Annotated in this window: 27 protein-coding genes; 12 read left to right on the top strand and 15 right to left on the bottom strand. The window is 59.4% G+C overall.

Annotated features, from left to right (window positions below; all coding sequences use genetic code 11):
* Positions 1–21: 21 nt before the first annotated feature.
* Together QWI20_RS08925 and prlC are read right to left on the bottom strand one after the other, a co-directional pair.
* A complete protein-coding gene (locus QWI20_RS08925) occupies positions 22–309 on the bottom strand; it encodes a YheV family putative zinc ribbon protein (RefSeq protein WP_192174426.1) in 288 nt (95 codons plus the stop codon).
* Positions 306–2,357 carry an oligopeptidase A gene (gene prlC / locus QWI20_RS08920; protein WP_369305140.1) on the bottom strand — a complete coding sequence of 684 codons (2,052 nt, stop codon included), beginning with the start codon at positions 2,355–2,357 and terminating at the stop codon, positions 306–308. The genes QWI20_RS08925 and prlC overlap by 4 nt, the downstream gene beginning before the upstream one ends.
* A 90-nt stretch (positions 2,358–2,447) precedes the next feature.
* Here prlC and QWI20_RS08915 point away from each other — a divergent pair, with 90 nt between their 5' ends.
* Together QWI20_RS08915 and QWI20_RS08910 are read left to right on the top strand one after the other, a co-directional pair.
* The gene (locus QWI20_RS08915) at positions 2,448–2,996 is read left to right on the top strand and encodes a gamma carbonic anhydrase family protein (RefSeq protein WP_369305139.1); all 549 of its coding nucleotides are present in this window, start codon (positions 2,448–2,450) and stop codon (positions 2,994–2,996) included.
* 8 nt (positions 2,997–3,004) lie between these two features.
* Positions 3,005–3,655 carry an HAD family hydrolase gene (locus tag QWI20_RS08910; RefSeq protein ID WP_369305138.1) on the top strand — a complete coding sequence of 217 codons (651 nt, stop codon included), beginning with the start codon at positions 3,005–3,007 and terminating at the stop codon, positions 3,653–3,655.
* Between the two features lie 140 nt (positions 3,656–3,795).
* Here QWI20_RS08910 and QWI20_RS08905 read toward each other — a convergent pair whose 3' ends face one another.
* Positions 3,796–4,860, bottom strand: coding sequence for an aminopeptidase (locus QWI20_RS08905; RefSeq protein WP_369305137.1), 1,065 nt, complete (start codon positions 4,858–4,860; stop codon positions 3,796–3,798).
* Positions 4,861–4,968: 108 nt separating this feature from the next.
* Between QWI20_RS08905 and QWI20_RS08900 the strand changes: the two genes are divergently transcribed.
* Positions 4,969–5,385 carry a hypothetical protein gene (locus tag QWI20_RS08900; RefSeq protein WP_369305136.1) on the top strand — a complete coding sequence of 139 codons (417 nt, stop codon included), beginning with the start codon at positions 4,969–4,971 and terminating at the stop codon, positions 5,383–5,385.
* 74 nt (positions 5,386–5,459) lie between these two features.
* Here QWI20_RS08900 and QWI20_RS08895 read toward each other — a convergent pair whose 3' ends face one another.
* Entirely contained in the window at positions 5,460–5,693 is a 234-nt protein-coding gene (locus QWI20_RS08895) for a DUF1161 domain-containing protein (RefSeq protein WP_369305135.1), read from the bottom strand.
* Between the two features lie 132 nt (positions 5,694–5,825).
* Positions 5,826–6,257 (bottom strand): OsmC family protein, encoded by a 432-nt coding sequence (locus QWI20_RS08890; protein ID WP_237250246.1) that lies wholly within the window; start codon positions 6,255–6,257, stop codon positions 5,826–5,828.
* A gap of 286 nt (positions 6,258–6,543) precedes the next feature.
* On the opposite strand from QWI20_RS08890, the gene QWI20_RS08885 reads away from it, so the two are divergent.
* Positions 6,544–7,545: an LLM class flavin-dependent oxidoreductase gene (locus QWI20_RS08885; protein ID WP_369305134.1), complete on the top strand. Its 1,002-nt coding sequence runs from the start codon at positions 6,544–6,546 to the stop codon at positions 7,543–7,545.
* Positions 7,546–7,631: 86 nt separating this feature from the next.
* Here QWI20_RS08885 and QWI20_RS08880 read toward each other — a convergent pair whose 3' ends face one another.
* The gene (locus QWI20_RS08880) at positions 7,632–7,856 is read right to left on the bottom strand and encodes a DUF1161 domain-containing protein (RefSeq protein ID WP_133774073.1); all 225 of its coding nucleotides are present in this window, start codon (positions 7,854–7,856) and stop codon (positions 7,632–7,634) included.
* 160 nt (positions 7,857–8,016) lie between these two features.
* Positions 8,017–8,232 (bottom strand): dodecin, encoded by a 216-nt coding sequence (locus QWI20_RS08875; RefSeq protein ID WP_065987998.1) that lies wholly within the window; start codon positions 8,230–8,232, stop codon positions 8,017–8,019.
* A 182-nt stretch (positions 8,233–8,414) separates the two neighbouring features.
* On the opposite strand from QWI20_RS08875, the gene QWI20_RS08870 reads away from it, so the two are divergent.
* On the top strand, positions 8,415–8,738 hold the full coding sequence (locus QWI20_RS08870) for a YqjD family protein (protein WP_037017008.1): 324 nt from the start codon (positions 8,415–8,417) through the stop codon (positions 8,736–8,738).
* Here QWI20_RS08870 and QWI20_RS08865 read toward each other — a convergent pair whose 3' ends face one another.
* Positions 8,739–9,638 carry a LysR family transcriptional regulator gene (locus QWI20_RS08865; protein WP_369305133.1) on the bottom strand — a complete coding sequence of 300 codons (900 nt, stop codon included), beginning with the start codon at positions 9,636–9,638 and terminating at the stop codon, positions 8,739–8,741.
* A gap of 120 nt (positions 9,639–9,758) precedes the next feature.
* Here QWI20_RS08865 and trpB point away from each other — a divergent pair, with 120 nt between their 5' ends.
* From trpB to QWI20_RS08850, 3 genes are all read left to right on the top strand, one after another.
* Positions 9,759–10,985: a tryptophan synthase subunit beta gene (gene trpB, locus QWI20_RS08860; RefSeq protein WP_369305132.1), complete on the top strand. Its 1,227-nt coding sequence runs from the start codon at positions 9,759–9,761 to the stop codon at positions 10,983–10,985.
* The gene (trpA, locus tag QWI20_RS08855) at positions 10,985–11,845 is read left to right on the top strand and encodes a tryptophan synthase subunit alpha (RefSeq protein ID WP_369305131.1); all 861 of its coding nucleotides are present in this window, start codon (positions 10,985–10,987) and stop codon (positions 11,843–11,845) included. Before trpB ends, trpA begins: the two co-directional genes overlap by 1 nt.
* A 75-nt stretch (positions 11,846–11,920) precedes the next feature.
* Positions 11,921–12,436 (top strand): anti-virulence regulator CigR family protein, encoded by a 516-nt coding sequence (locus QWI20_RS08850; RefSeq protein WP_369305130.1) that lies wholly within the window; start codon positions 11,921–11,923, stop codon positions 12,434–12,436.
* Positions 12,437–12,652: 216 nt separating this feature from the next.
* On the opposite strand, the gene QWI20_RS08845 is transcribed toward QWI20_RS08850, so the two are convergent.
* Together QWI20_RS08845 and QWI20_RS08840 are read right to left on the bottom strand one after the other, a co-directional pair.
* Positions 12,653–13,576: a hypothetical protein gene (locus tag QWI20_RS08845; RefSeq protein ID WP_369305129.1), complete on the bottom strand. Its 924-nt coding sequence runs from the start codon at positions 13,574–13,576 to the stop codon at positions 12,653–12,655.
* A gap of 443 nt (positions 13,577–14,019) precedes the next feature.
* The gene (locus QWI20_RS08840) at positions 14,020–14,970 is read right to left on the bottom strand and encodes a LysR family transcriptional regulator (protein ID WP_369305128.1); all 951 of its coding nucleotides are present in this window, start codon (positions 14,968–14,970) and stop codon (positions 14,020–14,022) included.
* 114 nt (positions 14,971–15,084) lie between these two features.
* On the opposite strand from QWI20_RS08840, the gene betC reads away from it, so the two are divergent.
* Entirely contained in the window at positions 15,085–16,590 is a 1,506-nt protein-coding gene (gene betC, locus QWI20_RS08835; protein ID WP_369305127.1) for a choline-sulfatase, read from the top strand.
* A 39-nt stretch (positions 16,591–16,629) separates the two neighbouring features.
* Positions 16,630–17,556 carry a choline ABC transporter substrate-binding protein gene (choX, locus tag QWI20_RS08830; protein ID WP_369305126.1) on the top strand — a complete coding sequence of 309 codons (927 nt, stop codon included), beginning with the start codon at positions 16,630–16,632 and terminating at the stop codon, positions 17,554–17,556.
* Positions 17,557–17,788: 232 nt separating this feature from the next.
* Here the strand turns inward: choX and aroE are convergent, their stop codons facing one another.
* Both aroE and hemF read right to left on the bottom strand, forming a co-directional pair.
* Positions 17,789–18,610: a shikimate dehydrogenase gene (aroE, locus tag QWI20_RS08825; protein ID WP_369305125.1), complete on the bottom strand. Its 822-nt coding sequence runs from the start codon at positions 18,608–18,610 to the stop codon at positions 17,789–17,791.
* The gene (gene hemF, locus QWI20_RS08820) at positions 18,610–19,530 is read right to left on the bottom strand and encodes an oxygen-dependent coproporphyrinogen oxidase (RefSeq protein ID WP_369305124.1); all 921 of its coding nucleotides are present in this window, start codon (positions 19,528–19,530) and stop codon (positions 18,610–18,612) included. Before hemF ends, aroE begins: the two co-directional genes overlap by 1 nt.
* 226 nt (positions 19,531–19,756) lie before the next feature.
* Between hemF and QWI20_RS08815 the strand changes: the two genes are divergently transcribed.
* Positions 19,757–20,734: an NADPH:quinone reductase gene (locus QWI20_RS08815; protein WP_369305123.1), complete on the top strand. Its 978-nt coding sequence runs from the start codon at positions 19,757–19,759 to the stop codon at positions 20,732–20,734.
* A gap of 28 nt (positions 20,735–20,762) precedes the next feature.
* Here QWI20_RS08815 and QWI20_RS08810 read toward each other — a convergent pair whose 3' ends face one another.
* The 3 genes from QWI20_RS08810 to QWI20_RS08800 form a co-directional block, all read right to left on the bottom strand.
* A complete protein-coding gene (locus QWI20_RS08810) occupies positions 20,763–21,320 on the bottom strand; it encodes an L-threonylcarbamoyladenylate synthase (protein WP_369305122.1) in 558 nt (185 codons plus the stop codon).
* 39 nt (positions 21,321–21,359) lie between these two features.
* A complete protein-coding gene (gene dprA / locus QWI20_RS08805; RefSeq protein ID WP_369305121.1) occupies positions 21,360–22,472 on the bottom strand; it encodes a DNA-processing protein DprA in 1,113 nt (370 codons plus the stop codon).
* A 124-nt stretch (positions 22,473–22,596) separates the two neighbouring features.
* Positions 22,597–23,622: a LysM peptidoglycan-binding domain-containing protein gene (locus tag QWI20_RS08800; protein ID WP_369305120.1), complete on the bottom strand. Its 1,026-nt coding sequence runs from the start codon at positions 23,620–23,622 to the stop codon at positions 22,597–22,599.
* A gap of 141 nt (positions 23,623–23,763) precedes the next feature.
* Between QWI20_RS08800 and def the strand changes: the two genes are divergently transcribed.
* Positions 23,764–24,270, top strand: a complete 507-nt coding sequence (def, locus tag QWI20_RS08795) for a peptide deformylase (RefSeq protein WP_369305119.1) — start codon at positions 23,764–23,766, stop codon at positions 24,268–24,270.
* Positions 24,271–24,291: the final 21 nt, after the last annotated feature.

The raw sequence follows: 24,291 nt of genomic DNA, 5'->3' as shown, positions 1-24,291 counted from the left end.
TCCCACTGAAATGCAGCGATGTCAGCTTGGATCAACCGGCTTCTTCAACTTCGGATTCGGGAAGAACTGCACGCCCTGCACCTTCGGATCGGCCGGCTTCACCACAGGCTTGTTCACCCGTGTGCCGAGTTCTGTCGGGATCGATTGCCCCTGCGCATTGAGGGTGTCGGAATAACCACAGTGCACGCACTCACGGTGCGGCACGTCGTCTTCGTTCCACATCATCAACTTGTCAGGCTCGCTGCACGCCGGGCAGACCGCCCCGGCGATGAAGCGCTTCTTGGTAATCACCCGCGGTGTCTCGGTCATGCTGCCGCTTCCTCACTCAAGCCCGAATGGCGCAAGAGTGCGTCAATCGAAGGCTCGCGTCCGCGGAAGTCGACGAACAGTACCATCGGCGCCTGTGACCCGCCCCGCGCCAGGATGGCCTCACGGAACGCCCGGCCGGTCTGCTCGTTGAACACGCCTTCTTCCTCGAACTTCGAGAACGCATCGGCAGACAGCACTTCGGCCCATTTGTAGCTGTAGTAGCCCGCCGCGTAACCGCCGGCAAAGATGTGGGCAAAGCTGTTCGGGAAGCGGTTGTACGCAGGCGGACGCATCACCGACACCTCGTCACGCACGCCTTCGAGCACTTGCAACGTGGTGCGGCCGTCGCCATGGGTGGCGTGCAGTTCGAAGTCGAACAGCGAGAATTCCAGTTGGCGGACCATCATCAGGCCGGACTGGAAATTCTTCGCGGCGAGCATTTTCTCCAGCAGGTCCTGAGGCAGCGGCTCGCCGGTTTCGTAATGGCCGGAGATCAGCGCCAGGCCTTCCGGCTCCCAGCACCAGTTTTCCATGAACTGGCTCGGCAGCTCGACCGCATCCCATGCCACGCCGTTGATGCCCGACGCGCCTGCGTGTTCGACCCGGGTCAGCAGGTGGTGCAGGCCGTGGCCGAATTCGTGGAACAGGGTGGTGACCTCATCGTGGGTGAGCAGCGCCGGCTTGCCGCTGACCGCCGGGGTGAAGTTACAGACCAGATTGGCCACCGGGCTTTGCAGTGTGCCTTCAGCGGTGCGACGACGGTCGCGGGCGCCGTCCATCCACGCACCACCACGCTTGTTGGCGCGGGCGTAGAGATCAAAGAAGAAGCGCCCGACGTGCTGGCCGTTTTCCTTGATTTCGAACAGGCGGACGTCCGGGTGCCAGGTGTCGAAGCCCTTCTGCTCGGCGATTTCGATGCCGTACAGTTTTTGTACGATCGCGAACAGGCCGGTCAGCACTTTGTCGACCGGGAAGTAGGCGCGCAGGGCTTCCTGGGAAACGCTGTAGCGCTGTTCGCGCAGCTTCTCGCCGTAGAAACCGCTGTCCCAGCTTTGCAGGTCCGGGCAGCCTTGTTCGGCGGCATAGGCTTTCAGCTGCTGCAGATCCTGAACAGCAAACGGCTTGCTGCGCTTGGCCAGATCACGCAGGAAGCTGAGGACCTGGTCGCTGGACTCGGCCATTTTGGTGGCCAGGCTCAGCTCGGAGAAGCTGGCAAAACCCAGTAGCTTGGCCAGTTCCTGACGCAGATCGAGAATCTGCTCCATGATCGGGCCATTGTCGTTTTTGGCGGCGTTCGGGCCCTGGTCAGACGCGCGGGTGCAGTACGCGGCGTAGACTTCTTCGCGCAGCGCGCGGTCTTCGGCGTAGGTCATGACGGCGTAGTAGCTCGGGAACTCGAGCGTGATCAGGTAGCCGTCCAGCTCTTTCGCCTGGGCAGCAGCGGCCATTTGCGCCTTGGCCGAATCGGTCAGGCCGGCGAGGGCGGATTCGTCAGTGACGTGCTTGCTCCAGGCTTGGGTCGCGTCGAGTAGTTGGTTAGAGAACTGGCTGCCCAGCTCGGACAGCTTGCTCTGCACCTCGGCGTAGCGTTTTTGCTGTTCTGGCGGCAGGTCGATGCCCGACAGGCGGAAATCGCGCAGCGATTGTTCAAGAATGGTCTTCTGGGCGACGTCGAAATTCGCCGCTTCCGGGCTGTTGGCCAGGGCTTCGAAGGCCTGGAACAGCGCGCGGTTCTGGCCCATTTCGGTCGAATAGGCGCTCAGTGCCGGCAGGCAAGACTCGTAGGCCTCGCGCAGTTCCGGGCTGTTGCACACGGCGTTCAGGTGGCTGACCGGACTCCAGGCGGCGCCCAGGCGATCGTTGATTTCGTCCATCGCCAGCACCAGGCCAGCCCATGTAGGCTGCGAACCTTGCTTGGTGAGGATGTCGGCAATCGCAGCGCGGTTGTCGGCGAGAATCTGTTCGATGGCAGGTTTTACATGCTCGGCGCGAATCGCCGAGAAAGGTGGCAGGTCGTAGGATTGCAACAGAGGGTTGTTCGCGCTCACGGTTTGGCACCTTGGCTAAAAGAAACACCCACGCATCTTAATTACAATCGGCGCCGACCGCAGCTATCGGCGCCAGAGAAGGAGCCTATCGTGGCCATTCGCACGTTCCAGAACCACACCCCGGCCCTTGGCGAGCGGGCGTTTGTCGACCATTCGGCGGTTGTGATCGGCGATGTCGAAATCGGCGCCGACAGCTCGGTCTGGCCGTTGACCGTCATCCGTGGGGACATGCACCGCATCCGCATCGGCGCGCGCACCAGCGTGCAGGACGGCAGTGTGTTGCACATCACCCACGCCGGGCCGTTCAACCCGGCCGGTTTTCCGCTGTTGATCGGCGACGAAGTGACCATCGGCCATAAAGTCATGCTGCACGGCTGCACCGTCGGCAATCGCATCCTGATCGGCATGGGCACCACGATCATGGATGGCGCGGTGGTGGAGGACGAGGTCATCATCGGCGCGGGCAGTCTGGTGCCGCCCGGCAAACGCCTCGAGAGCGGGTTTCTCTATGTCGGACGTCCGGTGAAGCAGATGCGCCCGCTGACCGAAAAAGAGATCGCCTTCTTCCCCTACAGCGCGACCAATTACGTGAAGCTGAAAGACCAGCACCTGGCCGAAGGCTTCGACAAACCCTGCTGAGAGCACCCATGCACTACCAGAATATTCTGTTCGACCTGGACGGCACCCTGACCGATCCGCGCGAAGGCATCACCCGGTCCATCCAGTTTGCCTTGAGCAAGCTGGGCATCGACGAACCCGACATCACCCGGCTCGATCACTTCATCGGCCCGCCGCTGTTGCAGCAATTCATGCGCGCCTACGACTTCGACGAAGCGAAGGCCTGGGAGGCTGTGGGCTTTTACCGCGAGCGTTTCAAGGTGACGGGCCTATACGAAAATCTGGTGTTCGACGGCATTTTCGAACTGCTGAACATGCTCTCGGATCAGGGCCGCACGCTGTTCATCGCGACATCAAAACCCTGGGTGTTCGCCCATGAAATCGCCCGGCATTTCGATTTCGCGCGCCATTTCAAGCTGATCTACGGCAGCGAGCTGGACGGTACCCGCACTGACAAGGTTGAGCTGATTCGGCATTTGCTGGATGAAGAGCAGCTCGATCCGAAACAGACGCTGATGATCGGCGACCGCAAACACGATTTGATCGGCGGCAGGCGCAACGGGTTGGACGTGGCAGCGGTGGGTTACGGGTTTGGCAGTCGCGAAGAGCTGGAGACCGAGGCGCCGACCTATCATTTTGATTCGGTGAGCGCACTGCATCAGGCGTTTCTCAAAAGCTGAGAGCACTCAATCAGGCAAGCGATGATCCTTCCGACGCTCTGCGCGGTAATGAATCCCGGGACGCTCCGCGTCACCTCACGGCTGGACGCAGAGCGTCCGGGGCGGCATTCCTACGCGGAGCGGGGGAACGATCATGCCGCTTAGGCTTTTTGGGCCAGCCGCTCCAGCGCCGCTTTTCGTTCATCCTTGGGCAGTCCGCCCAGCTTTTCCACCGCCGAATAAAATGCGGGCCAATCGCCCTTTACCTGCTTGAACAATGCTTCAAACGCCGGCACCCATTGATCATACAAACCAATGGGCAGCAGCCGTGCGTTGTTCATCGGTGCATACACCCAGCCGTCAAAGCGCTTGTCGCCGCCCCACTGACTGTCGCGCAGCTGCCGATACTCCCTGCGCAGACGCTCGAACTCGGCGGCCTTGCGTTCGCGCATCACCTGCGGACTCAGCGGCTCGGCGTACAGCGCCTTCAGCCGATCCCGGGTGTCGAGCGCCAACTGGGTGAGTTGATCGCGTCGCCGCGCCTCCGAAGACCCGCCGTCCGCAGGCAATCCCCGCGCCGCGCGCCACTGACGTGTGCCTTCCTGCTCCACGAAACTGGCGTAGGACTCGTTGAATTCGCTGTCGTCCTTCACGTAAAACCGCTGGTGCGCCAACTCATGAAAGATCAGCGTGGCCAGTCGTTCATCGCCCCAATTCATCATCGAGCTGATGATCGGGTCATCGAACCAGCCGAGGGTTGAATACGCCTCGACGCCGCTGACATACACGTCTTTGCCCTCAAGCTTCTGAACAGCCGCATCCCCTCGCGCGGCGCCTTGGGTGTAGTAGCCGCGATAGGCCACGCACCCGGCGATGGGGAAGCAATGGGTGACAGGATCAAGGGAAAATTCGCCGGTCGCGAATACGTTCCAGACGACATACGGGCTATGGATATCGGCGTAAAGGCGATAGCTGCGGTTATCAGGCAGATGCAGATGCTCGGTCGCAAACGCACGAGCCTGCTGAGATGTGCGCAGATGATCGCGCAGCGTGGGGTCGCGATTCGGGTCAGCGATGACGTCGGCAACCGGCTCGCGCGCCTGCAATAGGGACAGTTGGCCGCTGGCCAGTTGCGAGTAATAGGAAAGACTGGAGCAGCCGCCGAGGAGTAAAGTCGCCAGCACCGGCAGGCCGCGATGCAGCCAGGCCTTTTTCGATCGAATCATGCAGCAGCCTTAACGTCGATATTCATGAAGTGCAAACATCAGCGTTATGCCGGACAGCCTGCCTCTGACGCAACCATCATCGCCATTTGTCCTGCTGCGGAGTTCATCATGCGCTTGCCTCTGTCCCTCGTTGCCCTGAGTCTTCTGGCCGGATGCGCGGGGCCGCTGCCTGCGGTTGATCCCCAGCAGGCGTGGGTCGACCTGCACACCTTCACCGGCAAAACCCTGATGGCCGACAAGCTGGACGGCGTGCGTACCTACGACGGACGCTTCTTTCAGGTGACGCCCGGCAAGCACACGCTCGAAGTGCGTTACGACTATGACTACGCGCCCGGCGCCATGGGCCTGTCGATGGACATCTACAACGAGCGAACCTGCTACGTAACGATCAACTACGACCGCTTCGAAGCCGGCCACCGCTATCGTCTCGACGTGCGCAATATCACCAACAGCATCGACGCACAGTTGCGGGACGAGCAACGCAACGTGCTCGCGGAGGAGGGGGACATTTTCTGTATTCCGTGACGCGTTACCTCGGCCTCGCCACGCACACGAGATGGCTTACACACAGCCTACGAAATACTCAGCTCACGCCCGGACTAGCGACCGTTATTCTGGTAGATGATTTTTTTCGTTTCGTTTTCGCAAGTACCGACGACCATGCTCTGGTCGGTGACATCTTTATTGGCCACGATCTCCAACGTGTATGAGCTGACGCTCTGAGCCTGGATCTTCGTTTCGATTTCAGCTTTGAGCTCTTCACACGGCTTGGGCGCAGCGAAGGCACTGGTGGTCAGAGCACCAAGAATCAGGATTGCGGCGATACGTTTCATGATCGACTCCTTCGACACCGTGCGATACGCATCGGTCTAGCATGTGACCGTGGGGGCGCACGCCGGTTCTGGCGCGTCCATAACGAAGATGGCCCGCAATTGCGGGCCATCGAGTGCAACAGTAACGCGAAATCAGCTCAGCAGCGTGGCATCGAGCGTGATCTTGGCGTTCAGCAGTTTCGACACCGGGCAGCCTTCTTTTGCCATACCGGTCAGTTTCTCGAATTGCTCTTGAGTCGCGCCCGGCACTTTAGCCTTGAGGATGAGGTGCACAGCGCTGATTTCAAAGCCACCTTCCACCTGATCAAGGGTCACTTCGGCGTGGGTATCGATGCTCTCAGCGGTCAGATTTTCCCCACCGAGGATCATCGACAGTGCCATTGAGAAGCAGCCGGCATGCGCCGCGCCAATCAGTTCTTCCGGGTTGGTGCCCTTGCCGCCTTCGAAGCGGGCCTTGAAGCCGTACGGCGCTTCGCGCAGGACGCCGGTTTCAGTAGAGATGCTGCCGATACCCGACTTCAGGTCACCTTCCCAGTGGGCGGATGCTTTCTTGACGATGCTCATGGTGTCTCCTCATGAAAAAAATGCGATTTCGCTCGCACGCGGACCAAAGTTCTGAGGAGTGTAGGCGGGACTTAGTTCAACGCTTATGTCCCATGTGCATTTTTGCGGACGAGCGCAACGTTAAATCCGACCAAATTAGTAGGAAATTTCGCCTTACCCATTGCAACTCTGAAATCCGCCCTTATCCTATGGCTTAACGCAAATATTTAGTCTTAATGCCGGTTTGCTCGCGTGATGTCCCCGACGGATGCGCCGATTCAAGCCTCAAGAGGATCAACAACGGCCTATGAAACGATTAGCTGATGTGAAGATTTCGACGCTCGATCTGGTGCCCGTCCGCGAAGACAAAGGCCCGGCGGAATCGCTGCGTAATGCGCTGGACCTGGCGCAACACGTCGAGAAATGGGGCTACAACCGTTTCTGGGTGGCCGAGCACCACAACATGGATGGCATTGCCAGTTCGGCAACCTCTGTTCTGCTGGCCTATCTGGCCGGCGGCACGTCGACCATTCGAGTCGGGTCGGGCGGGATCATGCTGCCCAACCATGCGCCGCTGGTGATCGCCGAACAGTTCGGCACGCTGGAAAGCTTGTTCCCGGGGCGTATCGATCTGGGCCTTGGCCGCGCGCCGGGTTCCGATCAGATGACCGCCCGCGCCCTGCGTCGCGAGCGCTCAGGCAGTGCCGATGACTTCCCGGATGACGTGACTGAACTGGTCAACTACCTCGGACCACGTCAGCCCCATCAGCGCGTTCTCGCTGTGCCCGGCACCAATACCAATGTGCCCATCTGGTTGCTGGGTTCGAGCCTGTTCAGTGCTCAACTGGCCGGTGAGCGAGGGCTGCCGTATGCATTCGCGTCGCACTTCGCGCCGCGTTTCATGCACGAAGCGATTCGCGTCTACCGCAGCCACTTCAAACCGTCTGCCGTTCTCGACAAGCCCTATGTGATGCTCGGCGTTCCGTTGGCCGCTGCAGAGACCGACGAGCGAGCTGAATACTTGGTGACGTCGGTGTACCAACGCATCCTGAGTCTGATGCGCGGGCAGAGTCTGATGCAGAAACCGCCCGTGGAGAGCATGAATGGATTGTGGCTGCCCCATGAACGTGATGCGGTGATGGATTTCCTGGGGCTGGCGGTCGTCGGCGGTCCGGAGAAGATTCGCGCGAAGCTGGACGTGCTGCTTGAGCAGACCGACGCAGATGAGCTGATCTTCACCTGTGACATGTACGAACACGCCGATCGCCTGCGCTCTTACGAGATCCTGGCGCAAGCGGCGAGGGGCTGAGTCTCGGCCTTTCGCTGAAGCCGTTCCGCTATAAACAAAAAAACCGACGCCAGATGCGTCGGTTTTTTTGTTTATAGCGGTTGGTATCAGCCGCGCTTGTAAACGATTTCCTTACTGCCGCCTTCGCAGGTGCCGACGACTTTGCCGTCTGCCGAGCTGCCTTTTTCAACAGCTTCCAGCGTGTAGGAAGAAACGCCCTTGGCTTTGATCTTCGCGTCGATATCGGCTTTCACGTCATCACACGATTTACCAGCGGCCATCGTAGTGCCCGCAATGCTCAACAAGCCTATGGCCAACAGAACTTTTTTCATCGGTACATCCCCTCGTCAGGCGCATTTTCGGATCAACAAGGCCGCTCCAATAGGGCGGCCTGACTACATGAACCAGCGTCATGAACCTTCGCAAAAGTCACGACTGCGCGGTATGTATAGCGAAGGTTGTGGCACTCGGCCACTTCAAAAGTTCAGCGACTCAGCTGTTGTCGATGCGGAAGCCAACCTTGATGGTCACCTGAAAGTGGCCGACTTTGCCATCTTCGATGTGACCTCGGGTCTCCAGCACTTCGAACCATTCCATGAGTTTCACGGACTTGGCAGCCTGGGCAATAGCGTTCTGGATCGCATCGTCGGTGCTCACGGTCGATGACCCAACCAGCTCCAGCATTTTGTAGGTGTGATGATCAGACATGGCAGTTCTCCTGAAAGGTGTTGCGCGGTGGCAGCGCCGCAGTGATTGTGTTCACTACCTCTGTGCCGAAATGCGGCCCAAAAGTTCAGAAGAAACGGTACTTCGCATCATGCACTGCACTTTCTCGAAACCCTGTAGTCGGAAACAACACACGCCACTCATCACAGCAGGAGAGTCAAATCATGGCATTCACGTCATCCCGTAAAGCGTCGTTGCAAAGCATGGAAGCCGAGATCGAAAGTCTGCTCAAGTCGCTGGAAGGCTTGAAGTCCGACGCTTCCGACGAGTCGCGCAAGACCCTGAAAAACCTGAAAGCCAATGCTGAAAGCGCGCTTAGCCATTCGCGCAGCCTGTTGAGCGATGTCTACGAAGACGTCAAAGTCAAAACTCGCGAAACCAGCGTTGCGACCCGTGACTACGCCCAAGAGCACCCTTGGACTACCGCAGGCGTCGCCGTTGGCGCAATCGGCCTGCTGGCAGCTTACCTGCTGTGCAAGCGCGGCTGATCAAGCCTGCCCCGATCGCTCGAGTTCCTGCTTGAGCCATCGAGCCAGGTGCTGAGCGCGTCCATCTGCGGCGCGCTTTGGTACCCATAACGCCAGCTGCGCCGGGGTTTCACTGAAGCCCCATGGCGCAGCCAGGCGTCCGGCTTTCAAGTCGTCAGCCACCAACGGTTCCGGCGCGATCGCCACACCCAGGCCTGCAACGGCCGCCTCCAGTAAATAATACAAATGCTCGAAATCCTGTCCGTAGCTCAGCTCGCCGGGCTCGATGCCGTTTTGCGTCGCCCATGCCGGCCAGGCTTGCAGCCGCGAGGTGGTCTGCAGCAAGGGCTCGCCCAACAGCGCATGGACCGGGGCGTGTCGCAGCTCGTCGAACCGCGCGAATCGTGGACTCATCACCGGCCCGATGCGCTCGCTGGCAAGCTCGAAGACCTGCATGTCCGATGGCCATGGCGGCTCGGCGAAGATCAGCAGCGCGTCCAGGCCGGGGCGTCGCGGGTCAAGGTCGCCTTCTCCTGCGGAGAGGTGCAGGCGCAGGTCGGGGAGATCCGCATTAAGGCGCCCCAGCCTTGGAATGAACCAGCGTGCCAAAAGGCTTCCAGAGCACCCCAATACGAACGGCGCATCTGCGCTGCCCTGGCTAAGCTCGGCACAGACACCGCGCAGACGATCAAATGCTTCGGCACTCGCATCCCGCAACCGAATGCCTGCATCTGTGAGTTTCAGGCCACGTCCATCTTTGCTGAACAGGCTCACACCCAAGTGTTCCTCCAGTACTTTCAGCTGGCGGCTCACTGCACCGTGGGTCACGTGCAATTGCTCAGCCGCCTGGCTGACACTGTTCAGCCGGGCGGTGGCTTCGAAAGCACGCAATGCGTTGAGGGGCGGAAGGTCTCGGCTCATGGGATGTGTGAGTTTTCCTGACAGGTTGCGCCGATCTTATCGGTTTTCATCGTCGCTGGCGCTGGTTAGAGTGTGATTACTGCCTGACGGCTAACCCTATTCGTATCTCCGGAGGTCCACATGACCCAGACCCAAACTGCATACCGCGAAGGCCCGGACGACCGTGGCATGTTCGGTGCCTTCGGCGGCCGTTACGTCGCTGAAACCTTGATGCCGCTGATCCTTGATCTGAACCGCGAGTACGAAATCGCGAAAAATGATCCTTCGTTCCTCAAGGACATCGCCTACTTCCAGCGCGATTATGTGGGTCGTCCAAACCCGCTGTACTTCGCCGAGCGGCTGACCGAACACTGTGGCGGCGCGAAGATTTACCTGAAGCGCGAAGAGCTTAACCACACCGGCGCGCACAAGATCAATAACTGCATCGGCCAGATTCTGCTGGCGCGGCGCATGGGTAAAAAACGCATCATCGCCGAGACCGGCGCCGGCATGCACGGCGTTGCCACCGCTACCGTGGCGGCACGCTTTGGCCTGGAATGCGTCATCTACATGGGCACCACTGACATCGAGCGTCAGCAAGCCAACGTGTTCCGCATGAAGCTGCTGGGCGCCACGATCATTCCAGTGGTCGCTGGCACCGGCACGCTGAAAGACGCCATGAACGAGGCACTGCGTGACTGGGTTACCAACGTCGACAGCACCTTCTACCTGATCGGCACCGTTGCAGGTCCGCACCCTTACCCTGCAATGGTTCGTGACTTCCAGTCCGTGATCGGCAAGGAAACCCGCGTGCAGATGCAAGAGCACGAAGGCCGTCTGCCGGACAGTCTGGTGGCGTGCATCGGCGGTGGCTCGAACGCCATGGGCCTGTTTCATCCGTTCCTCGATGACACCAGTGTGCGCATCATCGGTGTCGAGGCGGCCGGTCACGGCATCGAGACCGGCAAGCACGCCGCCAGTCTGAACGGCGGTGTTCCGGGCGTACTGCACGGCAACCGCACCTTCCTGTTGCAGGACAACGACGGTCAGATCATCGATGCCCATTCGATTTCAGCCGGCCTCGATTATCCAGGCATTGGCCCTGAGCACGCCTGGTTGCATGACATCGGTCGCGTCGAATACACCTCGGTCACCGACGATGAAGCACTGGCTGCGTTCCACCAATGCTGCCGCCTCGAGGGCATCATCCCGGCGCTGGAAACCGCTCACGCTCTGGCGGAAGTTTTCAAACGCGCTCCAAACCTGCCGAAGGATCACCTGATGGTGGTCAACCTGTCTGGTCGTGGCGATAAGGACATGCAAACCGTGATGCACCACCTGGATCTGTCCCAGCAGGAGAAACACTGATGAGCCGCCTGCAAACGCGTTTTGCTGAACTGAAACAACAAAATAGAGCAGCCCTGGTGACGTTCATCACGGCAGGCGACCCGGGCTACGACACCTCGTTGGCGATCCTCAAGGGATTGCCGAAGGCAGGCGCCGATGTGATCGAACTGGGTATGCCGTTCACCGACCCGATGGCAGACGGCCCGGCGATTCAGCTGGCGAACATTCGCGCGCTTAACGCCAAGCAAAACCTGGCGAAGACGCTGCAGATGGTTCGCGAATTCCGTGAAGAAGACAGCGTCACGCCGCTGGTGCTGATGGGTTACTACAACCCGATCCACAACTACGGGATTGAGCGCTTTATCTCTGAAGCTCACTCGTCGGGCGTCGACGGGCTGATCGTTGTGGATCTGCCGCCGGAGCATAACGCCGAGCTGTGCGACCCAGCGCAGGACGCCGGCCTGGACTTCATCCGTCTGACCACGCCCACCACCGACGACGTTCGTTTGCCTACGGTGCTCAACGGCAGCTCCGGTTTCGTTTACTACGTGTCGGTAGCGGGCGTGACCGGCGCGGGCTCAGCGACGATCGATCATGTGAAAGACGCCGTGCAACGCCTGCGCCGCCATACCAATCTGCCAATCAGTGTCGGCTTCGGGATTCGCACGGCTGAACAAGCGGCAGCCATTGCGCGCGTGGCCGACGGTGTCGTCGTCGGTTCGGCATTGATTGACCAGATCGCCAACGCGTCTTCGCCGGAACACGCGATCAGCGGCGTGCTGGGGTTGTGCGCGCAGTTGTCCCAAGGCGTGCGTAAAGCCCGCCTAGCCGAAGGTAAAGTTTCTGATACAGAGGAATCTCAGTCTCTGGCAGCACACTAAGCCGTACAGCGAAGGGGTTCAGGGCCACGTCCTGAACCCCTTTTTGCTGCCCGAATTTGCTCAGGAGCGCGCTACATGAAAGTCTCGAATCGTTTGATCGCCGGGTTGGGCGTGTTGATGCTCAGCGCCAGCGCGCTGGTTCAGGCTGCACCACCGGATCAACGCGGCGGCGATGACAATGGCCCGGGCCAGCACCAGGACCATGGCCAACCCAATGGTCCGCAAGGCGGTCCGCAAGGCGGTCCGCAGGGCGATCGCGGCAACGGCAACGACCATCGCAACGAACCGCGTGCGGACAACCGTGGCAATAATCAACGTGGCGGCCGTCCTCCTGCCGACTTCGGTGACGTGCGCCGGACTATCAGCGAACACCGGGAAGTCATCGGTCGCGGTCAGCCGCTGCCCCCTGGCGTCCACATCGTCAAAGGCCACCCGCTGCCACGCGGTTACGGCCGTCGACTGGACCAACGTTCGCTGCAATACCTGCCTCAATACGATGGCTACGAATGGCGCCGCCTGGGCCCGGACGTTGTGTTGATCGCCATTGGCAGCGGGATTGTTTATGAAATTCTGGATGGCGTGCTGAACTAAGGGACTTTAGAAATGGCGTCCATTCACGCTGTGTGAGACGGACGCCAGACTTGTAGGAGCGCGCTTGCCTGCGAAATCCAGTCGTCCTGACAGATAAATTCTGCTGACACACCGCATTCGCGGGCAAGCGCGCTCCTACAATCATGGCCCGGCAGCTATAACTGCGGGCGCGTCATGGCAAGCGCGCTTCAAGTTATTGCCAGAAGTTAGGCGTAGTCACTCTAGCCAGAAACTTGGCCCACGTCCCCCTCCACTGGTCTGTCCATACCCACTACCCGGGTGTCCCTTGTAAGTTGTCGGCGGGGGAAGCCGGGGCTTCTTACGAGGTTTACGTACCGGGTGGACGGGTACTCTCGGAGGCGCAGGTATTGGAGGCGGTGGCGTTGTAGCGGCATTTGGCACTGGTAATGGAGTTGCTGCGGGTGCGGGTGTCCAAGTAGGTATAATCGTACCCGCTGGCACGGGCCCCAGGACGGTGTTGGTTATATCTTTAAAAAGATTATCGACTCGATCAACGATCATTCCAGTGGCACTGCTCCCAACTGCCGCAAATGTTGATGGTGTGTCTACTCGTGAACGCCAGCTATTAGTAACAGCTTTCACATCCGCGTTACCAATCACTGAAGCAGTTGCCATAAAAGTCTCTGTCTTTATGAAGATCAGAACTTCTGCGACAGGATCACCTGCGGATTCAAGAATTTCAGTCCAATATCGCTCCCTCATTTCATCATTTCCCATGACGTTGAAAACTGAATTCAGCGTCCAAGCGTCCGGGACAAACCCGAGACTTGGGAAAACATTGTTGTGCACATCCCATGCCTCACGATGATTTATATCTCTGTTGACTACGCCTTGACTGTTGTACTGGGCGTAAAGCTTATCCAGGTAACCCTGAGCCATGCGATCATAAACCCAGCGGATTGTATGATCTGAAAATGGGCGGCCGTCGCGCTGCGCTGTAAGCTTCAGGAAGTTCACTGCCGCGGAGCCTGACAGCGAATTGGCATCCATGATCCCTCCAGCGAGTACTGCGTACTTATACCCGTATGATTGCAGGACGTCATACATAGCACCCGGCGAGTCATATACCCGCAAGGTGTTCAACATATCAAGATCGCTTTTACTTAGATGTTCAGGCATCATTATTCCAGATTTTCAAAAAGGTGATGGTTATATAAACCAAAAGGCACTGTAGTACCCAAAGAAGATGAGTAATATGTAAGCAATCAAAACCAACCTGCAGACATTAAGAAAGAGAATAATGATTCTCCTGCTTACCCGTTCTGCCAGCCATCGCCAAGTCGTCACCAAATACACTCTTATATTTAACAGTGCCACTGTTAGTAAATTACGCATAGTGGAGTTCCGACAAAAATACCGACTTAGACAAAAGAACATGGATTCGCTTCGATTCTTCTACACAACCTGCATAAGTGAATTAACCGTAAGCCGGTGGCCAAGTAAACTGCAATACATCTGATAAAGTTGTAGGAATCTTCTGGACTGCTAAGGTCCTAACGAGACAGCACAACATTTGATTGATTGGGCATACATCAATCGTTGGCGCATTTTTGATAGCTTACTTAAACCGCAATCGACGGCAGCGATTTGCCCTTCAAAAGATCCCCGCTCAACGCCTGTTCACTTCGTAACCAGTCCACGAACCTCTGCACGATCTGCACCCGGCGCTTGCGTTGCGGCAGGACGATGTAATACCCGTATCCGGAGACGGCGCTGGCTTCGATCGGGCGGCATAGCAAACCCTGCTCTAGCAAGTCATCCACCAAGTGTCGCCAGCCGATGGCCACGCCCTGGCCGCCAATGGCCGCCTGAATCATCAGCGTGTAGTTATCGAATCGCAGCTGCCCCGGCGCGGGTGCCTGGGCGATATTCAGGGCGCGGAACACGCCACTCCAGTCAAACCAGTTGTTGCCGCCTTCACCGCGAAGGTGCAGCAGCGCGAAGTCTTTCAACGCATCGGTGGGCAAGGGCAGGTCGCGCCCCTTTATCAATTGCGGACTGCAGACCGGGAACACTTCTTCACTGAACAGCCAGTGGCTTTCTCCCTGCTTGAATCGCCCGTCGCCGAACAGCACGGCCACATCGATATCCGCGCGCAGCATGCTGTGACTGCGCTCGCTGGTGACCAGGCTGACGTCGACGTCGGGGTTGTCCTTGTGGAAACGGTGCAGGCGCGGCATCAGCCAGTAGGCGGCGAAGGCGAAGTCGGTCGCTACTTGCAGCACTTCATGTTGATGATGCTCGGTGATTGCGCTGAGGCCGGCGTCCATCGACTCCAGCCCTGTTTGTACATGATTGAAGAGAATCAGCCCGGCGTCCGTCAGCTCGATGCCGCGATAGATGCGATCAAAAAGCCGCGTCGCCAGTTGCTCTTCCAGTCGCTTGATTTGCTGGCTGATGGCCGGCTGGGTAGTGCCTAGCTCGATGGCCGCAGCGGTAAAACTTCGCAACCGTGCGGCGGCCTCGAAACCGCGAAGCAAATCCAGCGACATGGCACCAAGGGCTTCAAACATAAGCTGCACTTATCCTAGGCATTGCCTCACATGGGCTTTACCGCAGAAGGCATGGGCACCATCCTCGGTTGGAGCACTTTCGCATAAATAATGACTATGGGATGCCGCGAAAACATGAAGCGCAAGAACATTCTTTTCATCATGGCCGATCAGATGGCCGCGCCCATGTTGCCGATGTACGCCTCTTCTCCCATTAAGATGCCCCATTTGAATCGCCTCGCCGCTGAAGGCGTGGTGTTCGATGCCGCCTACTGCAACAGTCCGCTGTGCGCGCCGTCGCGTTTCACCCTGGTCAGCGGTCAGTTGCCGAGCAAGATTGGCGCCTACGATAACGCTGCTGATTTCCCCGCTGATATCCCGACCTACGCCCACTACCTGCGCCGTCTTGGCTATCGCACGGCGCTGTCCGGCAAGATGCACTTCTGCGGCCCTGATCAATTGCACGGCTACGAAGAGCGCCTGACCAGCGACATCTATCCGGCCGACTATGGTTGGGCCGTGAACTGGGATGAACCGGACGTGCGCCCGACTTGGTACCACAACATGTCTTCGGTGCTGCAGGCCGGTCCTTGCGTACGCACCAATCAGCTCGATTTCGACGAAGAAGTGGTGTTCAAGGCGCAGCAGTATCTGTTCGACCATGTGCGCGAAGACGGCGATCAGCCGTTTTGCCTGACGGTGTCGATGACCCATCCCCATGACCCGTACACCATCCCCAAGTCTTACTGGAATCTGTACAGCGACGACGAAATCCCGATGCCCCACGCGCCGTTGGCCCAGTCCGAACTGGACCCGCATTCTCAGCGCCTACTGAAAGTCTATGACCTGTGGGAAAAGCCGCTGCCCGAGCAAAAGATTCGCGATGCGCGCCGCGCCTATTTCGGCGCATGCAGCTACATTGATGACAACGTCGGCAAACTGCTGAAAACCCTGGAGGAAACCGGGCTGGCCGACGACACGATCATTGTGTTCTCCGGCGACCATGGCGACATGCTGGGCGAGCGCGGGCTCTGGTACAAAATGCACTGGTTCGAGATGTCGGCGCGGGTCCCGCTGCTGGTGTACGCTCCGGGGCAGTTCAAGGCCGGCCGTGTGCAGGCCGCAGTGTCCACAGCTGACTTGTTGCCGACTTTTGTGGCGCTGGCTGACGGTCAACTGGACGCCGGTTTGCCGCTTGATGGCCGTTCACTGTTGCCGCACTTGCAAGGCGAGGGCGGCCACGACGAGGTGTTCGGCGAGTACATGGCTGAGGGCACCAACAGTCCGCTGATGATGATTCGTCGCGGCGCGTACAAATTCATTTATTCGGAGCGGGACCCATGTCTGTTGTATGACGTGCGCAACGATCCGAAGGAGCAGGAAGAGCTGAGTCGATCCGAGGCTCATCGCGACCTGTTCGCTGCGTTCCTGGCCGAAGCAAAGGCCAAGTGGGACATTCCGGCGATACACCACCAGGTGCTCGCCAGTCAGCGGCGCCGGCGCCTCGTCGCCGAGTCGCTGGCCATCGGCAAGCTGAAGAGTTGGGATCACCAGCCGCTGGTCGACGCCAGTCAGCAGTACATGCGCAACCACATTGATCTGGACGATCTGGAGCGCAAGGCCCGTTATCCGCAACCTTGAACCCTGCCAACACCTAGAAAATCAAAAAAGGGGCACACCATGAATAAGCTGTTCACCACGCTGGCGGTTGGGGTCTTGGGCTTGAGCAGCGTCGTGGCCTATGCCGCCGACGCTAGCTGCAGCACCGTGCGGATGGCCGATCCAGGCTGGAGCGATATCGCCGCGACCAACGCCACTGCAAGCTTTTTGCTCGACGGCATGGGTTACAAAACCAAGATCGACACCCTGGCGGTGCCGATCGCCTATGGCGGCCTGAAGGACGGGCAACTCGACGTCTTTCTGGGAAACTGGATGCCGGCGCAGCAGGGCTTCTACGATAAATTCATCGCCACGGGTGACGTGACGCAATACGCGAAGAATCTGGAAGGCACCGAATTCACCCTCGCGGTTCCCGATTACGTCTATGACGCGGGCGTTCACGACTTCGCCGACCTGAACAAATTTGCCGACAAGTTCCACAAGAAGATCTACGGCATCGGCTCGGGCGCTCCGGCCAACGCATCGATTCAGGAAATCATCAAGAAGAACGAGTTCGACCTGGGTGACTGGAAGTTGGTGGAGTCCAGCGAGCAGGCGATGCTGGCCGAAGTGCAGCGCAACGTGAAGAAGAAGGAATTCGTGGTGTTCCTCGGCTGGACGCCACACCCGATGAACGTGCAGATCAAAGGGATGCACTACCTGAAAGGCGGCGAGAAATACTTCGGTGATACCGGCAGCGTTTACACCGTGACGCGCAAAGGTTACGCCGACGCCTGCCCGAATGTGGCCAAGCTGCTTTCCAACCTGGTATTCACCCAGGACATGGAAAACTCGGTCATGCAAACCGTGGTGGACAAGAAGGTCAGCAACACCGAGGCGGCGAAAGCGTGGCTGAAAGCCAATCCGGCGGTGCTGGATAAATGGCTGAGTGGCGTTAAAACCATTGGTGACAAAGATGCGCTGCCAGCGGTGAAAGCCAAGTTGTAACGTTTACGGCAAGCATCGAGCAAGCTCACTTTCATCACTGCAACGACACCGCTGATGTATCTGCCGATAGATGAACTGTGGGAGCGAGCTTGCTCGCGAAGAAGTCGGTACATTCGCTGGATCTTCAGCGGCTGGAATGGCGTCTTCGCGAGCAAGCTCGCTCCCACAATTTGTGCGTCGACAGGTAGAACTTCAGTGTTGTGAGCTTTGATGAGCGCGAGCGTTATCCGTCCTACGCCATCAACCGCCGCAGTTCCGCGAGTACTGGCGCTGATTCCGGTCGCACGCCGCGCCACAGGTAAAACGCCTCGGCGGCCTGCTCGACCAACATCCCCAACCCGTCTACTGCCTGTCCGGCGTTGTGCCCCGTGGCCCAACGGCAAAATGCGGTCGGCTCCTTGGCGTACATCATGTCGTAGCAAAAGGTCACGCCCGGCTGAATCAGGCTGGCCGCAATCGGCGGTACTTCGCCCGACAGACTGGCCGACGTGGCATTGATGATGATGTCCACCGGCTCCTCCAGCCAGTCATAGCCTGCGGGCAGCACCGGGCCGATGTCGGCAAACTCCTGGGCCAGTCCCTCGGCCTTTTCCACCGTGCGATTGGCAACCACCAACACATAGGGATCTTCCGCCAGCAAGGGTTCCAGCGCGCCACGCACCGCGCCGCCAGCTCCGAGCACAAGGATGCGTTTGTCCTTGAGGGTGACGCCATGATTGACCTTCAGGTCCCGAACCAGACCGGCTCCGTCCGTGTTGTCGCCCAGCAGGCTGCCATCCGCTTGAAGCGCCAGGGTATTGACCGCCCCGGCACGACGACCGCGCTCGGTCAGCTGATCGGCCATCCGGTACGCTTCTTCCTTGAAGGGCACGGTGACGTTGGCGCCACGACCTGTCTCGAAAAACGCCTTGGCGAAGGCGGTGAAGCCGTCCAGCGGCGCGAGCGAGGTCTGATAGTCGAGCGCCTGACCGGTTTGCTCGGCGAACAGGCGATGGATCAGCGGGGATTTGCTGTGGCCAATGGGATTGCCGAAGACAACGTACTGGTCCGTCATCACTGCGTCGCCTCGGCCAGCCAGTCGCGATCCTGCAGGAAATACTCCGTCAGGCGTGCTTCCTCGCTGCCCGGCTCGGCTTTCCAGTCATAGCCCCAGCGCACTTGTGGCGGCAGCGACATGAGGATCGATTCAGTCCGGCCACCCGATTGCAGCCCGAACAAGGTGCCACGGTCGTACACCAGATTGAATTCCACATAACGCCCACGGCGGAACTCCTGAAATTCCCGCTGCTGTGGCGTGTACGGAGTGTCTCTGCGGCGCTGAACGATGGGCAGATACGCCTCGACGAACGCATCACCGATGGCGCGAATGAAGGCGAAGCTGGTGTCGAAATCCCACTCGTTGAGGTCATCGAAAAACAGTCCGCCAACACCGCGCGGCTCATTGCGGTGCTTGATATGGAAGTAGCGATCGCACCACGCCTTGTAGCGGGGATAGACGTCGGCACCAAACGGCGCGCAGGCCTGCTCGGCGACACGGTGCCAATGAACGCAGTCTTCCTCGACGCCGTAATAGGGCGTCAGGTCAAAGCCGCCTCCGAACCACCACACCGGCTCTTCGCCTTCTTTCTCTGCGATGAAGAAACGCACATTGGCGTGGGCAGTGGGCACATGGGGATTATGCGGGTGCATCACCAGCGACACGCCGAGCGCCTCGAAACCACGTCCTCCCAGCTCCGGTCGATGGGCGCTGGCCGATGGGGGGAGGCCGGCGCCGAAGACGTGGGAAAAATTGACCCCGCCCTTTTCGAGGATGTGGCCATTCTCGATCACGCGGGTTCGTCCGCCCCCCCCGGCAGGCCGTTCCCAAGCGTCCTCGACGAAACGGGCGCTGCCATCTTCAGTTTCCAGCGCGGCGCAAATGCGGTCTTGAAGATCGAGCAAGTAGGCTTTGACGGCATCGGTGCGAAAGGACATGGCGGTACCTGCATAAACTGAAACGTGCGTCGGGAGCGGGATTCGACCGGGCTTGGCGTTGGTAGCACGCCTCGCTCAGCAAAACCCCGTCGGCGAAATTCGGCCCGTAGCATATCACCGGCTTGGCGGCTGCCGCAGTTGACGAAGCGCCAACGAAGGAGTCCGATAGAGCCCTTTCGCATCGACAGTCATCCTCTGCAAGTCCGATCCATGACGGAGAAAGCAAATGGCAAAACGTATCCAGTTCAAGGCGTATGGCGGTCCCGAAGTGCTCGAGTACGTAGACTTCGAACCCCCGGCGCCAGGCCCTAAAGACGTGCTCGTGCGCAACAAGGCGATTGGCGTCAACTTCATCGAGACCTACTTTCGCAGCGGCTTGTACCCGGCGCCTTCGTTCCCGTCGGGGTTGGGCAATGAAGGCGCGGGACTGGTTGAAGCAGTCGGCAGCGAGGTCACCCACGTCAAAGTCGGCGACCGCGTGGTGTACGGCACAGGCCCGCTGGGTGCATACGGGGACGTTCATCTAACGCCGGCCGCGAACATTGCCAAACTGCCTGATGGCATCAGCTTCGAGCAGGGCGCCGCCGTCATGCTCAAGGGCCTGACCGTGCAGTACCTGTTTCGCCAGACCTACGAGATTCGTCCTGAAGAAACCATCCTGTTCCATGCCGCTGCCGGCGGCGTGGGATCGATCGCCTGCCAGTGGGCCAATGCCTTAGGCGTCAAGCTCATCGGCACGGTCAGCTCGGCAGAGAAGGCCGCGCACGCCAAGGCGCTCGGCGCGTGGGAAGTGATCGATTACAGCAAGGAAGACGTCGTTCAGCGTGTACTGGAACTGACCGATGGCAAGAAGGTACCGGTAGTCTACGACGGCGTGGGCAAAGACACCTGGGAAACGTCCCTGAATTGCCTGGAATTGCGAGGCCTGCTGGTCAGCTTCGGCAATGCATCAGGCGCAGTGACCGGGGTGAACCTCGGAGTCCTCGCTCAGAAAGGCTCGCTCTACGTCACCCGGCCGACATTGGGCTCCTACGCGAACACTCCGGAAGCCTTGCAGGCAATGGCGGATGAGGTGTTTGAAATGGTTGCCACCGGCAAAGTGAAGGTCGACGACATCCAGAAGTTCGCGCTCAAGGATGCCGCGAAGGCGCACACCGAACTGGCAGGGCGCAGAACGGTTGGGTCGATCATTCTGGTGCCTTGATCTCACCCTGCAAAACGGTGGAAGGGCATTAACCTGCCCTTACCACCTCAGCGGTGACCAGATCCCGTATCACACTCGGGTTGCGACGCCCGCCAAGACTGCCGCTCAGCACCATGTCCAGCTGCTCGTGGAAATACTGCTCAACGCGCAGTCGTGAGCGGGCAGCGGGGCGGCCGGTCGGGTTGGCGGAGGTCGACACCAGTGGACCGGTCAAGGCGCACAGCTCGCGTACGGTCGGGTGATCGCTGACCCGGAGGGCGACGGTGTCGTGCTTTCCGGTAATCCAGTCCGGCAACAGGCCTTGATGGGGCACCAGCCAGGTATTCGGCCCCGGCCATGTGCTGGCCATGCGATCGATCCACAGCTCAGGGAAGTCCTCGAAAAGGAAATCAAACTGGCGGATGTTGTCTGCGATCAGGATCAAGCCCTTCTCAACAGGCCGCGCCTTGATTGCCAGCAGGCGATACACCGCCTCCGCATCCCATGGGTCACAGCCCAACCCCCACACCGCTTCGGTTGGATAGGCGATCACCGCCCCGGCCCGAATTTCCCGTGCGGCTTGCTGCACTCGCCAACTGCTGACCATCGTCCGTTCTCCCAAATTACGCAGGCGGGCAGTTTAACCTCAGCGTGCCCGGGCAAACCATCGCCCGGCTTCACAGGCCACGCTGCTGTCGAGTTCAAGCTCGGTCAGCGCCGCCAGGACCTTTGGCAACGGCCAACCGCTGTTATGGGCCAGTGCCTCGCCGGTTTGCGGCGCTGCGTGCAAGAGGGCGAGCAGCGGATGAAGCGGGGTCGACGGTTTATGAACGACGTCCGAACTCGGCGCGATGTTTTTCCAGCCCTGCAGCGCCTCAAGAATATGGTCGATGGTTTCCACCAGCACGGCCCCCTCACGGATCAGCTGGTGACAACCCCTGGCGCCCTGATGATGGATCGAGCCGGGGATGGCATAGACCTCACGGCCCTGCTCGGCGGCAAGCCGTGCCGTGATCAGCGATCCGCTGGCAACGCTGGCCTCGACCACCAACACGCCCAGGGACAAACCGCTGATGATTCGATTGCGCCGGGGGAAGTTGCTGGCGTGGGGCCCGGCGTCCAGCGGCAGCTCGGAAATCACTGCGCCGCCGTCGGCCACCATGCGCGCTGCAAGCTGACGATGCCGCTGTGGATAAAGTTTTTCGATACCGGTGCCCAGCACGCCGATTGTCCCGCCTTTTACGTCCAGAGCACCTTGGTGAGCGGCGCCGTCGATACCCAGCGCCAGCCCGCTGGTGATGACAAAACCGGCACCGGCCAGGCTCCGCGCGAACGCTGCAGCGGTGTCGAGTCCAGGCTTGGAAGCGCGTCGACTGCCCACCATTCCCAACTGCGGTCGATCAAGCAATGCACGGTTTCCGGCGATGAAGAGCAGGGGCGGTGGATCCGGGATTTCTGCCAACAGTGCGGGGTAGTCAGGGTCGTCCCAGGTCAGCAAATGCTGGCCCGGACGCTCTAACCAAGCCAGTGCAGCACTGGCACCGTCGCGCACTTCGGCACTGCGACGGGCCTCGGCACTGGCCGCCGGCAGCCGCAGAGATCGCCACGCCGAAGCCGGCGCACTCAACGCGGCAGAGGCGCTGCCGAATGCATCGATGAGGGTATGAAAACGTTTTGGACCGACTTCCGGTAGCCGATGCAGACGCAAACGGGCTTCCAGCTCAGCCGGCGACTGACCGGCCTTTTCGAACAACGGCATGTCATCTTCCTTGATCCGAGACCCACCTTAATCAGTGGATCAAGCTGTGGATAAGTCTGTTAACAACAATTTGATAAGTGAAGCACGCCGGTGGAGAAAAGTGATTTGCAGCTGATACATAGCATTACGGATTGCGGACTTTGTCCTGCACCGCCAGAGATCGGGTTGCGTGAAGCACCATGCCGTAGCTCAGTCGCTCGTACGTGCGGAAGACCATCAGCAGCCCTGAGCGCTCGTCGGGAATTTTGACCTGATCACCGTTGACCCGGTCACGCACCGTCTCGCCGGTCTTGTAGATCGCCAACACGTTGCCTTCGGCCAAGCCATCCAGTCGGCCACGGTCGATGGTTACCACGTCGAACTCGCCGATCTGGGTCACGCCCCGGGGCACATCAATGATAGTGCCGCTGATCGATTGTTGGGGCTCACTAGGGACAAAGGTGGAATTGATTCCGCGTTCTTCACTGACGAAGAGCCGATCGCCGAGGCGTACTTCCTGGGTCGAGCGCTGCAGTTGCAACGTCGCCACATCACCTTCAGTGGCAACGATTTGGCCGCTGCCGATGTCATCGGCATTGATGCCCAGCATCACGCCGCTCACGGGATCGACGTAGGTCTTGCCCTTGCGATAGATACCGTACGACACATGGCTCGGTTCGAACTGCCCGCGGGCATAGATGCGATCACCCGCGCCACTGAGCACACGCTCGCCGGGGCCGGCCACGACATGAGGCGCGGCTTCAAACTGGCTGGCGTTATCGATGATTCGGTTGTTCAGCAGAAACGCGTTGATTGCGCCCAGCGGGATTGTCGGAATTGCGTCGGCAATCGGCGTACTGCGCACACGCGGGGACAGTTTGATGGTGCCCCGGGACTCGCCTCGGTTGAGCACGATGCGAGGCTGACCATCGACGTAAATCAGGTTGAGCGTATCGCCAGGGTAGATCAGATCTGGGTCGTGAACCTGTGGATTGGCGCGCCAGAGCTGCGGCCACTTCCACGGCTGGTTAAGAAATTTTCCAGAAATGTCCCAAAGTGTGTCACCGGCGACGACGGTATAACTCTGTGGATGGCCATCCCTGAGCTGTACTTGCGCCTGGACAAGGCCGGTCGCGGCCAACAGCAGCAGGGCGAGTAGTGATTTCCTCATGCGGTGAATCCCTTTATCATGTTGGCTTCGCGTGAAACGCTGAGTCTTGCGAGACTTCCGGTTTTACTAGGGCTGCAGCTTGTGACGTCCCAAGCCTAGCAGCCGATTTTGACTTTACCCTACAGTGCATCCCTTACGTATATGGCCATTCTAAACATCCTCGAATTTCCCGATTCGCGCCTGCGCACCATCGCCAAGCCGGTGGCTGAAGTGGACGACGGCATTCGCCAGTTGGTCGACGACATGTTTGAAACCATGTACGAAGCACCTGGCATCGGTCTGGCCGCGACGCAGGTTAACGTACACAAGCGCGTGGTGGTGATGGATCTCTCCGAAGATCGCAGCGATCCGCGGGTGTTCATCAACCCCGAGATCGAGCCGCTGACCGACGAGATGGACCAGTACCAGGAAGGCTGTCTGTCTGTTCCGGGTTTCTACGAAAACGTGGATCGCCCGCAACGGGTCAAGGTCAAGGCACTGGACCGCGACGGCCAGCCCTACGAATTCATCGCCGAGGGCCTGCTCGCCGTGTGCATCCAGCACGAATGCGATCACCTGAACGGCAAGCTATTCGTCGATTACCTGTCCAATCTCAAGCGCGACCGGATCAAGAAGAAGCTGGAAAAACTCCACAAGCAAAACGCCTGATCCCGCCATCCTCCTTTCTAC

It is taken from the genome of Pseudomonas sp. W2-17 (assembly GCF_041060445.1).
Taxonomy (GTDB): Bacteria; Pseudomonadota; Gammaproteobacteria; order Pseudomonadales; family Pseudomonadaceae; genus Aquipseudomonas.
This window is presented reverse-complemented; position numbering and strand designations above follow the sequence as displayed.